Annotated in this window: 12 protein-coding genes; 5 read left to right on the top strand and 7 right to left on the bottom strand. The window is 64.4% G+C overall.

The annotated features are described in order from the left end of the window. Positions 1-28: 28 nt before the first annotated feature. Complete coding sequence (locus EBBID32_RS16795) at positions 29-1,030, bottom strand: VIT1/CCC1 transporter family protein (protein WP_006961676.1); 1,002 nt, start codon at positions 1,028-1,030, stop codon at positions 29-31. A 403-nt stretch (positions 1,031-1,433) separates the two neighbouring features. Here EBBID32_RS16795 and EBBID32_RS16800 point away from each other — a divergent pair, with 403 nt between their 5' ends. Together EBBID32_RS16800 and EBBID32_RS16805 are read left to right on the top strand one after the other, a co-directional pair. Further along, the gene (locus EBBID32_RS16800; protein WP_006961677.1) at positions 1,434-3,134 is read left to right on the top strand and encodes a catalase; all 1,701 of its coding nucleotides are present in this window, start codon (positions 1,434-1,436) and stop codon (positions 3,132-3,134) included. After that, the gene (locus tag EBBID32_RS16805) at positions 3,131-3,685 is read left to right on the top strand and encodes an ankyrin repeat domain-containing protein (protein WP_037491408.1); all 555 of its coding nucleotides are present in this window, start codon (positions 3,131-3,133) and stop codon (positions 3,683-3,685) included. Before EBBID32_RS16800 ends, EBBID32_RS16805 begins: the two co-directional genes overlap by 4 nt. A 158-nt stretch (positions 3,686-3,843) precedes the next feature. On the opposite strand, the gene EBBID32_RS16810 is transcribed toward EBBID32_RS16805, so the two are convergent. The 5 genes from EBBID32_RS16810 to EBBID32_RS16830 all read right to left on the bottom strand — a co-directional run bounded on the left by EBBID32_RS16810 (position 3,844) and on the right by EBBID32_RS16830 (position 7,653). Next, positions 3,844-4,536, bottom strand: a complete 693-nt coding sequence (locus EBBID32_RS16810; RefSeq protein WP_037491411.1) for a pentapeptide repeat-containing protein — start codon at positions 4,534-4,536, stop codon at positions 3,844-3,846. Between the two features lie 235 nt (positions 4,537-4,771). Further along, the gene (locus EBBID32_RS16815; RefSeq protein WP_006961680.1) at positions 4,772-5,779 is read right to left on the bottom strand and encodes a 2-hydroxyacid dehydrogenase; all 1,008 of its coding nucleotides are present in this window, start codon (positions 5,777-5,779) and stop codon (positions 4,772-4,774) included. Between the two features lie 28 nt (positions 5,780-5,807). Then, positions 5,808-6,548, bottom strand: coding sequence for an SDR family oxidoreductase (locus EBBID32_RS16820; protein WP_006961681.1), 741 nt, complete (start codon positions 6,546-6,548; stop codon positions 5,808-5,810). Positions 6,549-6,653: 105 nt separating this feature from the next. Further along, complete coding sequence (locus tag EBBID32_RS16825) at positions 6,654-6,950, bottom strand: YciI family protein (protein ID WP_006961682.1); 297 nt, start codon at positions 6,948-6,950, stop codon at positions 6,654-6,656. Between the two features lie 85 nt (positions 6,951-7,035). Beyond that, the gene (locus EBBID32_RS16830) at positions 7,036-7,653 is read right to left on the bottom strand and encodes a TetR/AcrR family transcriptional regulator (protein WP_231382231.1); all 618 of its coding nucleotides are present in this window, start codon (positions 7,651-7,653) and stop codon (positions 7,036-7,038) included. 291 nt (positions 7,654-7,944) lie between these two features. Between EBBID32_RS16830 and istA the strand changes: the two genes are divergently transcribed. Together istA and istB are read left to right on the top strand one after the other, a co-directional pair. Continuing rightward, positions 7,945-8,961 carry an IS21 family transposase gene (gene istA, locus EBBID32_RS16835; RefSeq protein WP_006961684.1) on the top strand — a complete coding sequence of 339 codons (1,017 nt, stop codon included), beginning with the start codon at positions 7,945-7,947 and terminating at the stop codon, positions 8,959-8,961. Further along, positions 8,958-9,740 carry an IS21-like element helper ATPase IstB gene (gene istB / locus EBBID32_RS16840; RefSeq protein WP_006961685.1) on the top strand — a complete coding sequence of 261 codons (783 nt, stop codon included), beginning with the start codon at positions 8,958-8,960 and terminating at the stop codon, positions 9,738-9,740. Before istA ends, istB begins: the two co-directional genes overlap by 4 nt. Before the next feature lie 381 nt (positions 9,741-10,121). On the opposite strand, the gene EBBID32_RS24630 is transcribed toward istB, so the two are convergent. Next, complete coding sequence (locus EBBID32_RS24630) at positions 10,122-10,523, bottom strand: hypothetical protein (protein ID WP_196805680.1); 402 nt, start codon at positions 10,521-10,523, stop codon at positions 10,122-10,124. An 806-nt stretch (positions 10,524-11,329) separates the two neighbouring features. On the opposite strand from EBBID32_RS24630, the gene EBBID32_RS16855 reads away from it, so the two are divergent. Then, on the top strand, positions 11,330-11,548 hold the full coding sequence (locus tag EBBID32_RS16855) for a hypothetical protein (RefSeq protein ID WP_156022602.1): 219 nt from the start codon (positions 11,330-11,332) through the stop codon (positions 11,546-11,548). Positions 11,549-11,733 lie beyond the last annotated feature (185 nt).

An 11,733-nucleotide genomic window follows, 5' to 3' on the forward strand; every position in this document is an offset into this window, starting at 1 on the left:
ACGGCAGCCTGACGGCGATGGGAATATGTCAGCCGAGCGACGTTCCGACAATTGCGCCCGCCCCATAGGTAACCCCGGCCGCAGCAAGGCCGATCAGGAGTTGGCGCACAGCCGAGAACAAGGCGCTCCGTCCGGTGAACAGGCTCGTCCCCGCGCCGATCAGCGCCAGCGCGAAGCCGCTCGCGGCAAGGCTGGCGATGAGAGCGGTACGCCCGGAGAGAAACAGGAACGGCGCGACCGGAACGATGGCTCCTGCCGAAAAGAGCAGGAATGACCAGGTTGCAGCGGTCCACGCGGAACCCCCGAGCTGATCGGGATCGATTCCGAGCTCCTCACGCGCCAGCGTGTCGAGCGCGGTGCCTTCGTCGCTCAGCAGCTTGTCCGCAAGCGCCCGCGCCTGCGATTCATCGATGCCTTTTGCCTGGTAGATGAGGATCAGTTCCTCGCGCTCCTCGTCGGGCACCTCGCGCAGTTCCTCCGCCTCGGTTGCGATCTGGCTCTGATAGAGTTCGCGCGAGCTGGTGACCGATAACCACTCGCCCATCGCCATCGAGCAGGCGCCGGCGACGAGCCCCGCCAGCCCAGTGAGCAGCAGCGTCTGCTGGGCGGCCGCAGCGCCCGCGACGCCCATGACGAGGCTCATGTTCGAGACGAGGCCGTCATTGGCGCCAAGCACGGCAGCGCGCAATGTGTTACCGCCGCCGCGATGACGCCCTTCCAACAGCGCCAGCGTAGGACCGGAGAGGCCACCCTTGCCGGCGGCCGCGCGCATGAGCAGCGCGTGCGAGCGCTCGTCTGCCGGCAGGCCCGCGCCCCGCGCTTCCGGCTGGTTGTCATAGGCGGCGCTATCGCGCGTCTCGTTCGCGGCCAGCGTCGGCAGCACGAAAGCGGGGCCGAATCGCCGCGCCAGCCACGCGAGTATGCGTGCTCGTGCGGAAGGCGTTGGACGGAACTGCGCGCCTTTCGCTTCGATCCGTTTGCGCCAGAAATCGCCATGCGCCTCCTCGACGGCGGCAAGCCGCCGGAACACTTCGGCGAGCTTGGGATCGGCCTCGCTCTCTGCAAGCGCTGCATAGATCGCCGCGCCGTCAACCTCGCCCTAAAGATTGGAACGATAGCGCGGAAGGGCATCGGGTTCGGCCATGGTCGATATGCCTCGATTGTCGGTCTGGAAGAACATTAAGCCTACACAGGCTCGCGGAAGCTCCGCAGTTGCGGCCACGGGCCACTGGCGTCACAAACAGGGTTTGCCGCCGCGCTTTCGAGCCGCAAGAAGATCATACCTAAGAGCTGTTCGACGGAGACGGCGCGGGAGCAGCACCCACACGCGTTGAACTCCATGTGAGTTGCTCCCTCGATCACGCTGATAGGCATAATCCACTTATGACGGTCCAGAAGAAAGGTTACGTGCGGATTGTAAAGAGGAGAACGCGATGCTTACCCAGTCGACGTGCGGGCTTGCACGATTTTTGACCGCCACGGCGCTAGCCTCCCTCGCTGCACCCGTCATCGCGCAGACGGTCGATCCACGGGACACGCAGGTCGAGACGCGCATGGCGACGGTGGCCGCGCCGACCGTCGCCGCCAAGCCTGCACTCGCCCAGGCCGGTGTCCCCGACACGGTCGATGCGAAGGCCGGCGCCACGTCGGCCGCCGCCCTGCAGATGACGCGCGACAACGGCGCACCGATCGGCTCCAACCGCAACTCGCTCGCCGCCGGGGACACCGGCCCCGTGCTGCTTGAGGACGTCACGCTGATCGAGAAGCTCGCCCGCTTCGATCGCGAGCGCGTGCCCGAGCGCGTGGTCCATGCGCGCGGCACCGGCGCGCACGGCGTGTTCCGCGCCACCGCCGACCTGTCCGGCATCACCACCACCTCGCTGTTCGCGCAGCGCGGCAAGGAAACGCCGGTCTTCGTCCGCTTCTCCACCGTGATCCATCCGTCGGGATCGCCCGAGGGGCTGCGCGATCCCCACGGCTTCGCGGTCAAGTTCTACACCGATCAGGGCAATTGGGATCTCGTCGGCAACAACCTGCCGATCTTCTTCATCCGCGACGCAATCCAGTTCCCGGACATGATCCATTCGCTCAAGCCCTCTCCGGTCACCAACAAGCAGGACCCGAACCGCTTGTTCGAATTCTTCTCGGGCACGCCCGAGGCGACCAACATGCTGGTCCACGTCTATTCGAACCTCGGCACGCCCGCGTCGTACCGGACGATGGACGGCAACGGCGTTCATGCCTTCAAGCTTGTCGACAAGGACGGCAAGGTGATCTTTGCCAAGTTTCGCTGGATCAGCCACCAGGGAGTCAGGAACCTCGATGGCGACACCGCCAACAAGGCGCCGTTCAACTATCTGACCGACGACCTTTACGGCGAAATTGCGAAGGGCAACTTCCCGGTCTGGGACCTGATGGTGCAGACCCAGACTGCGGAGGAGCTCGCCAGGCTGGCCTACAACCCGTTCGACGACACCAAGGAGTGGCTCGGCGTTCCGTTTCGCAAGATCGGCGAGATGACGCTGAATAAGGTGCCCGACAATTTCTTCCGCTTCACCGAGCAGTCCGCCTTCGCGCCGGCCAATCTCGTGCCCGGGATCGAGCCGTCGCCCGACCGCATGCTCCAGGGGCGGCTGTTCTCCTATTCGGACACGCAGCGCTACCGCATCGGCGCCAACGTCATGGATCTGCCCGTCAATCGCCCTCGGGTGGATGTCGTCAACAATTACCAGGACGGCCAGCTTGATCACGCGACCGGCAAGATCGACGTGAACTATTTCCCTTCGGTCACGGCGAAGAAGGCGGTCGATCCGAGGTTCGCGCCGACCCCGTACAAGATCGACTCGATCGTGCAGACCGCGCCGATCTCGCGGACCGAACCGTTCGACCAGGCGGGTGCCTTTTATCGGGCGCTCAAGCCGGCCGACAAGGCGGATCTGGTCAAGAACCTCGCCGGCGACCTGAACGTCGTCACCTCGCTGCGTACCAAGGTGATCATGGTCAGCTACTTCGCCCAGGCCGACAGGGATCTCGGCACGCGACTCGCCCAGGCCGTCAATGTGCCGGCAAGCGAAGTCGAGAAGGCGATCGCCGAATATGATGCGTCGCTCGACGCCCGTTATGGGGGGAAATGAGCGTGCTCGCCATGCTGGCCGGAGCCGCGCTCGCCGCGGCTCCGGCGTCCGCCCAGGAGCTTCCCCCGCCCGAACGGCGTCAGGAACTGCTGTTCGAGGCGGCGAAGCTCGGCCGCACCGATCTGATCCCGGCGCTAGTGAAGGCGGGAGGGGACGTGAACGCCTATGAAGCGCGCGGCTTCACTCCGTTGATCCTGGCCGCCTACAATGGCCAGGCGGCGGCGGTGGACGCGCTGATCGCCGCCGGTGCCGACCCCTGCAAGCCTGATGCGAACCAGGGCAATACCGCTCAGATGGGCGTAGCGTTCAAAGGCGACGATGCGATCGCGGCGCGGCTGCTGAAGGAGAAGTGCGACGTCAACGCGCGCAACAATGCCGGCCAGACGGCGCTGATGATGGCCGCGCTGTTCGGCCGGACAAAGCAGATCGACCTGCTCCTGGCGGCCGGTGCCGACCCTGCCATCGCCGACGCTTCGGGGCGAACCGCGGCCGTGGTGGCGGCCACACAGGGAAATGACGGGCTTGCCGCACGGCTTCAGCCTCGAGGCTGACGTGACCCCCATTTTTTCTCTACTTGGAGCTTGAGTCCGACCCATCTGAGCCGCTACCCGTTCTTGGACCACCCCGCTTGGCCGTTATCGAACCTCTACTGGCAGCGGCGGGCATGTGCGGCTGACCGGTTCACCGTTGATACGCGAACGCGGCGGGTCTAGCGTACGTTAAGCCCCAACTCGCTCAGGAGCTGTCCAGCCTGCGCGCGTGAGATGGTCGCACCGCGGAACAGGCTGGCGTCAACGAGCCGCAAGCCGCCCAGATCAGCGCTTCGCAGATCGGCACCGTCGAACCGCGATCCTGTCATGACGGCGTCGCGCAAGCTGCACTCTTCGAAGATCGTAGCACGGAAGTCGCATTTGCGTAGATCGGCTTGCCCGAAGTCGATCTTCTTCAAGGTTTGCTTACGGAATGAATATCCCGGCAGCTTGGCGTGGATCAACAAGGTCTCCTCAAAGCGAACGTCGAAGGCCTTGGCTTCCGATAGGTCCGCGCCTGTCAGTTTGCACCGCTCGAACGTCGCTGCGGCGAGCGTCGATCGCCGCAGCGCACAATTATTAAAGTCACTGGCAACGAAGCTTGCGTAGCTCAGATCAGCCCCGATGAATTGCGCGAAGGCCACGCGGCAAGATCGCCAAGCAGTACCGTCCAGCTTCGCGCCAGTGAAATCGGCGCGGCGCATATTGCATCGCTCGAACGTCCAGCGAGACAGATCCAGTCCTGTGAGGTCGGCTTCCCCCAGATCGCAATCGATCAGATGGGACGGTGATGATGACGCGAGCAGGCGCTTCACATCAGCTCGCGACAGCGCCTGCTCGCGAACGGAGGGACCAGAAAAGAGATCATCCATCGGCGACCGGTAGCTTGATCTGCCGGCCTTATCCACCGCCACCACGGCAGCGCGCGATTGCCATCCATGAAGTCGTCGCAACGCTGCAACGCCTATTGCTGCCATTTGTCGTTTGACGACAGGCGCAACGTCTCGGAGGTTGGCAAACCTGAGCACAATACTGATTGCGGCCCTCGCCAAGATCGCGACGGTGGTGGTTAACGCAGAAGGAAGAGACGCTCCGCAAGGGAAGCCTTCAGCTTCGGTTCTGGGTACCCCAACGGGCCAGCCAACGTGGGGCGATCTCAGGGTTGCGGAAGCAGGCGGGCGGCTCGCCCTTCAGCACTCGCGTGACGTTTTCGGCCGCGAGCCGGATCAGGGCGGCGCGGGCTTCCCTCGTCTGGGCGATCATGTGCGGGGTCAGTATCGCATTCGGAAGATCGCGCAGTGGGCTGAACGGCGACAGCGGTTCCTGCTCGAACACGTCCAGGACGACCTTCGCGAACCGGCCGTCGCGGACACAGGCACAAAGCGCGGCTTCGTCGATGATGCTTCCGCGGGCGGTGTTCACCAAGATCGTGCCCGGTCGGACCTGCTTCAGGGTCTCTGCGTTTAGAATATGACGCGTGTCCGGACCGAGCCCGACGTGGATCGAGACGATGTCGCTGGTCGACAGCAGCGTCGGGAGGTCTACGGCCCGCACGTTCGGGTCCGTGATCGGGCTGCGGTTATGCGCCAGGATCTCGACGTCCCAAGGCTCCAGCAGGCGAGCGACCCGGCGGCCGATCGCACCGAAGCCGATCAGGCCGACCGTGAGTCCGCGCAGCATTCGGGCGATCGGGAGTGGCGGATGCGGCTTGTTCTGGCGCAGGATCGCTTCGGACTCGTGCAGATCGTAAAGGCAGGCGAGCATGAGCATGACCGTCGCTTCGGCAACGCTGAAGGTGTTCTCCTCTGCCTGGCCGTTGGCTACGGCGATGCCAAGTTCGGTGGCCGCCATTTGGTCGAATCCTTCCATTCCCGTCCATGGGCTGACCACGGCGCGAAGCCGTGGGTTGGAAGCCATCAGCATCCGGGTGCAGCGAAATCCGCCATAGGCCAGCAGGACGTCGACCGACCTCCAGAGCTCGCCCGCCGGGTCAAGGTCGTCGGGACGCTCAAGGTGGGTCACTTGGGCGACGCGTGGCCTGATGACGTCGTCCATCTCACGCAGCAACTTTGCCGAGGACGGTTCGCTCAGGATCAGGACGTGGCCCGAGTTCATCCGGTGATCCTGCGTTGCAGGGCCGACGTCACCAGGCTCTCGCGCCTTCGGCGGTAAAGAAGCCGCCCGAGGGGCCATCGTCGCCGATCAGCGCATATTGGACGGACGGGCGGGCACCCTCTTCGATGGTCAGGAACCCGCCGCCCTTGTTCATCTCGGTCTTCACATAGCCGGGGCAGATAGAGTTCACCTTGATCGGGGTATCGCGCAGTTCGTAGGCGAGCTGGACGGTCAGCATGTTCATCGCTGCCTTGGAGGCCGCGTAGCCCAGCCACTTGTTGTCGGGGACGGGATTGCCGGGATCGCCGTTCCACCACATCGATCCCACGCTGCTGGATACGTTGACGATCCGCCCGTGGCCGGACTTCTTCAACAGTGGCAGCATGGCCTGGATGACGATCACGGTGGCGACGAAGTTGGTGTCGAGGATATCCCGGATCGCTTGGGGATCCGCGACGCTAGGGAACCCGTCCCCATCCAGCATCACCGCCGCGTTGTTGACGAGGATGTCGAGGCGACCGAATTCGGCGTCGATCTGCTCGGCCGCGCTCTTGATCGTCGCTTCGTCGTTCAGGTCGACAGCGATGGGGCGGACGTCTAGTCCTTCGGCGCGAAGCGCCGCCGCCCTCGCCTCCCCCACCTGGAGGTTCCGGGCGCCCAGCAGCACTCGTACGCCCTTCGCCCCGAGCTGGCGCGCCGTCTCCAGGCCGAGGCCTCGCGTCGCCCCGGTCACCAAAGCGATCTTTTTGTCCTGTTGCTCGTCCGCCATCGCGCGCCTCCTCATATTTATGGCGCCAAATATGTCACGACACGACAAATGTCAATCAACGTCATTATGCTACGGCGCCAAAGCGCCGTTTGCCGAACCTGGGCCCTATCCCGTCCGACCGGTGGCGTTGTCGACGGCGAACGTCCACCGCTTGACCTCCCAGGACGCATAGAGGCCCTGGACGGCGAAGGGGTCGCCAGCAGCCAGCGCCTTGGCGTCGTCCAAGGATTCCGCCTCCACCACCATGAGCGATCCGTCCATCCTGCCGTCGTCCCCGAATAGAGCGCCGGCGAAGACCACCTTGCGGCCCAGTCCGTTCAGGTAGTCGAAATGGGGGCTCCGCAGCGCGTTGCGCTGCTCCTGCCCGTGGGGCCTGTCGCGGGCGATGACGGCGTAGAACATGAGGCATCTCCTTCCACCCGGCGAGGCGCGCCGACGGCCATCGCCGATGGGCCTCGGTGTTCTGTAGCGCGGCGGTCCGGCCCGGTCAGGTCTCGACAAACCTCACAGCGCAAGCCGCTTCATCGAACAGGTCTGGAAGCGGCCGGCCCCCGTTCGTCCCGACCCATGAGCGTATCGACGCGCGAATGATGGCGAACACCGTCCCCACATGGACATCGCGGATGAGGCTGGACCGAGCCTCGCCATGCTGAGCCTGCCCGTCCTCTCGTTCGGCCAGGATGGCGCTCACGTCGCGCGCCAGCACCTCCATCATCTGCTGCTTGCGCGCGGCGACCGTGTCCGAGGTGGCGATCGCACGTTCGATCACCAGGAAGAAGCCCCCTCGCGCCTGATAGGCTGCGAGCATGTCGCGGGCGGCCGCCAGGAGCGCCTCGGGGCGGGATTCACCGGGCGGCCGTGCTTCAAGGCCTTCCCTCAAGACGGCCATCCCTTCATCGACCCAACTAACGATCACGTCCTCCTTGGTCGGGAAGTATCTGAGCAGCGTCCGCGGCGAGACCTGGACGGCGTCGGCGATCTCGTTCAGCGTCGTCTGCTCGAAGCCTTGGCGTGCGATGAGATCCAGCGCAGCCTCCAGAAGCTGAAATCGCGTCCGGTCCTTTTTCGCTTCCCGCAACCCCAACACGTCGACTCCCCGGGCCAAGCCTAGCGCCCCGCTCAGCGACCGATCCGTCGGCAGGAGCGCCAGGCGCCGCTTAACGACAAATGACATAGTCTGCCAGCTTATCTCAAGAGCGCGCCTCGATAAGCGAGCCTCCTGCGACAGACGATGTATCCACGAACACGATTGCTGCGAAGTCTGCTGCGGAGCTAGCCAGGCAACGTACCTATCCTCCGTGAGGTTTGAAGGTGTGAGCGCCGAGGTAAAACTGACCCAGGCGCCGTTTGAAATCTGACCCAGTCGATATTGTGGCCTCCTGCTTGGGAGGTCCGGATGGTTGGGGACGAAATCGCGATGGAGATCAGGGTCTTGGCAAAGCACGGCAAAGGGGTGCGGGAGATCGCGCGCGAGATTGGATGTTCGCGCAACACGGTGCGGCGTTATCTGCGGGAGCCGTCGGCCGAGCGCTATCGGCAGCGACCGGGTCGCTCGACGAAGCTGGCTAGCTACCAGGACTACATCGCGGGCCGTGTTCGAGCCGCGCTACCCGAGGCGATCCCGGCGAAGGTGCTGCTGGGCGAAATCCGCGAGCGCGGATATTCGGGCGGCTACACGATGGTGAAGGCATATGTTGCATCGCTCCGCACGATGATCGTGCCCGAACCGGTCGTGCGGTTCGAGACCGCGCCTGGACAGCAGATGCAGGTCGACTGGGCGGTTATACGCCGCGGGCCGAAGCGCTTGTCGTTGTTCGTCGCGACGCTCGGCTGGAGCCGGGCGTCCTATCTCGAGTTCGTCGACGACGAGCGTGTCGAGACGTTGATCGCCTGCCATGAGCACGCATTCCTCGCCTTCGGCGGGGTGCCGCGGGACGTGCGGTTCGACAATATGAAAACGGTCGTGCTCGAGCGCGATGCCTACGGTGACGGCCGGCACCGGTTCAACCCGGCATTCCTGGACTACGCCCGGCACGCCGGATTCCGGCCCAGGCTGTGCAGCCCGTACCGCCCGCAGACAAAGGGTAAGGTCGAGCGCTTCATCCGCTACGTGCGCGGCAGCTTCTGGGTGCCGCTGGTGAGTCGGCTGCGCCAGGATGGTCTGGAGGTCGACCGCGAGACGGCCAATGTCGCGGTGTGGCGCTGGCTTCGCGAAGTGGCGAATGCGCGAGTCCATGCGACGACAGGCGCCGTGCCGCAGGAGCGGCTGGAGATCGAGCGAGCGAAGCTGTCGCAGCTGCCGCCGCTGTATCCGGGCCAAAGCGTCAGAGCGGCGGTCGCGCCCCCGCGTCCCATCGTTGGCATTCAGCACCCGCTGGCGATGTACGACAGCTTCGCGGGGGTGGCAGCATGAGCGAGCTGCAGCATGACCGCATTGCCAGCCTCTGCGCCGAGCTGAAGCTGGTCGCGGTTCCCGAGATTTACGGCGCCCATGCCCAGGCCGCGGCGGCGAGGGACGCCTCGTTCAGCGACTTCCTCGAAGAGACGTTGCGCGGTGAGCGCGAAACCCGTCGCGTGCGGGCGCGGGAAATGTTCGCACGCACCGCTGGCTTCCCGGCGATCAAGACGCTCGACGGCTACGATTTCGGCTTCGCGACCGGTGCCCCGCGCGCCCAGATCATGGAATTGGCCAGCCTCGGCTTCGTCGAGCGCGCCGAGAACATCGTGATGCTCGGGCCATCCGGCGTCGGCAAGACTCATCTGGCGATCTCGCTGGGGCACCTGACGACGCTCAGGGGCTGGAAGGTGCGCTTCACCACCGCCGCGGATCTCGTGCTGCTGCTGGAAACGGCTCAGCGGCAGGGCCGCTGGAAGGAAGTGCTGCACCGGGCGGTGAACGTCTACCGTCTCCTGATCATCGACGAGATCGGCTACCTGCCGATGGGCCGCGAGCAGGCCAACCTGTTCTTCCAGGTCGTCGCCAAGCGCTATGAGAAGGGCTCGATGATCCTGACGTCGAACCTGACGTTCGGGAGCTGGGACCAGGCGTTCGCCGGCGACGCGGTGCTGACCGCCGCCATGCTCGACCGGCTGCTGCATCACTCCACCGTCGTGTCAATCCAAGGCGAAAGCTACCGGCTCAAGGATAAGCGCCGTGCCGGCATCCTCGCCAAGCCGACACCACCCGGGTGACGCCGCCGCCGGGGTGGGGCTCGCCCCACCCCGGCAAGAAGGTGGGTCAGATTTCAGTCGGCGTTGACAGAAGGACCCCGCTCATAAGGCTGCCGGTGAGCACGGGGATATTCCTCCTGGAGCCAGCTCTCACGCCTGCCCCACCAAGTTTCACAGACGACCACGTCATTGGGCTAATCGAGATCGTCATGGATGATTGCGTTGATGAAGTTCGGCTCGGCGCTCATCGTCTGAACCACCATTGACAACTGTTCGACAAGTTCGGCTTTCCTGCCGGGTTAGTGCGAATCCGCACAAAGGGGACGACCGTCACCGTTTGCGCCATTTTATCTCCTTTTTGCTCCAGCGCCGGGTTCAACATTTAGGTTGACCCTGACGATGTTATACCGCCGCTTCACGATAAGCGCCCGCGGACAATCCATCATCCAAGCGCAACGCCAGAAATTTCGCGGCAATGATCGAGTAGCTGCTGCTGAAGGTCTGTCCAGGTCGCGGCGGATGCAGGCGAGCTGGCCGCCGGTGATAGAAATAGCCGCCGCTGACGGTCGCATCGGGATCGTCGCTAGCCGACAGCCATGCCTGGGTGACATGGCCTTGCGAGAGGTCGTTGGTCACGCCCGCGCCGCCCATGCGAGTCGGTACCCAGCCCGGCTCAAGTGCATTGGAAAGGACGTCCGGCCAGCGCCGCGCCACCCCGAGAGCCAGCAGCACATTGTGCAGCTTGGTGTCCGAATAGGCTTGCGTACCATCCCAGCGGCGCCGCGCCCACTGAACGTCCCTCATATCGGCGCCGCCGCCGCGATGGAGACCGGAGCTTAGATACACCAGCCGCCGGGGGCGGATCATCAGGGCGGTGAGGACATAGGGCACGAGCACATTGACGGCCCAGAGCGAGAGAGCCCGTCTTCCGTCTCGATCCGGCGTGGCTCGCGATACCCGATGGCGACAGTGGATGACGGCGTCGAACGGGCCGAGCGCGTCTGCCTGCTCAGCGACCGCAATGCATCCCGGCGAGCGTCGACACGTCGCCCACCTGTACGGCATCGGCTGCGGGAAGCGCCGCACGCGCGGTCCGCGCTCGCACCTCGTTGCGGGCGTGGAGCACGACGGCATGGCCCTGCTCAGTCATGAGCTGCCCGGCCGTAAGGCCCAGGCCTTCTGAGGAGCCGCGATGAATATCCTTGCGATGGCTGGTCTCCTCACACGCGCGCCAACAAGCCGCTAAGCAGAGTGTTTAACCTCGTTGTACCGGTGACGGACTCGATGCCGTCGCCACTCTCGAACCGTATCCAGCCCTCGTTAAACCCGTCCAGCGTCTGCATGCGGGGGATCGGATTGGTCATACTCTGCATGCGAAAAGTCCCCTCCCACTCAGAACGCGGAACGGCCTCCACCGCAACCGGACGGCCTAGCAGCGTGGCGAATGCGGAGGCGAGGTCGTTTGAGGTGACCGGTGTCGAGCGCCGCATGCGCCGCAGCAATGACCGCGCGCACCTCATCAAAACGAGGGAAAGGATCGAAGATCGGCGGGATCAATACGAAGACGCCCTTCGCATCTACAAGGCGCAAGTCTAAGTTTGGTGTCGGTCATGTCTGCGAGCGCCAATTGGCAGCCCGGCGCGCGCCAGCGTTGCGATGTCAGCGGCTCCGCCGACCAACAGGCGACCCCATTAAAGGAATTAAACATCGCCATGAACCAGGCGGAAGGCGTGCAGCATACTGCCGCGAATATCGAGCAGCCGGCAGCGGCCCCAGTCGCGTTGCGCCCGGATGCGGACATCTGCGCGCGCTCGTCGATGGTGTCTTGATTTCGACAACATCGAGAAGTGAACCTGCCATTTAATTGCCACGCCCGACCCGATGGACCGGCGCACAGTGAAAAGGCCTCACTCCGACCTGAGTGATCACCCCCTAACGATCATAAAGTAGATATTGTGTGACGACAGTTATGTTGGCCGCCTGACGACAATCGAGGGTTCTTCCGCATCTTTGG

The organism is Sphingobium indicum BiD32 (genome assembly GCF_000382885.1).
GTDB lineage: Bacteria > Pseudomonadota > Alphaproteobacteria > Sphingomonadales > Sphingomonadaceae > Sphingobium > Sphingobium japonicum_C.

Excerpts from the sequence above, each read along its gene's own strand:
- EBBID32_RS16805 (WP_037491408.1), top strand. The coding sequence starts at position 3,131 with ATGAGCGTGCTCGCCATGCTGGCCGGAGCCGCGCTCGCCGCGGCTCCG.
- istA (WP_006961684.1), top strand. The coding sequence starts at position 7,945 with ATGGTTGGGGACGAAATCGCGATGGAGATCAGGGTCTTGGCAAAGCAC.
- EBBID32_RS16855 (WP_156022602.1), top strand. The coding sequence starts at position 11,330 with ATGTCTGCGAGCGCCAATTGGCAGCCCGGCGCGCGCCAGCGTTGCGAT.
- istB (WP_006961685.1), top strand. The coding sequence starts at position 8,958 with ATGAGCGAGCTGCAGCATGACCGCATTGCCAGCCTCTGCGCCGAGCTG.
- EBBID32_RS16815 (WP_006961680.1), bottom strand. The coding sequence starts at position 5,779 with ATGAACTCGGGCCACGTCCTGATCCTGAGCGAACCGTCCTCGGCAAAG.
- EBBID32_RS24630 (WP_196805680.1), bottom strand. The coding sequence starts at position 10,523 with ATGAGGGACGTTCAGTGGGCGCGGCGCCGCTGGGATGGTACGCAAGCC.
- EBBID32_RS16800 (WP_006961677.1), top strand. The coding sequence starts at position 1,434 with ATGCTTACCCAGTCGACGTGCGGGCTTGCACGATTTTTGACCGCCACG.
- EBBID32_RS16825 (WP_006961682.1), bottom strand. The coding sequence starts at position 6,950 with ATGTTCTACGCCGTCATCGCCCGCGACAGGCCCCACGGGCAGGAGCAG.
- EBBID32_RS16820 (WP_006961681.1), bottom strand. The coding sequence starts at position 6,548 with ATGGCGGACGAGCAACAGGACAAAAAGATCGCTTTGGTGACCGGGGCG.
- EBBID32_RS16810 (WP_037491411.1), bottom strand. The coding sequence starts at position 4,536 with ATGGATGATCTCTTTTCTGGTCCCTCCGTTCGCGAGCAGGCGCTGTCG.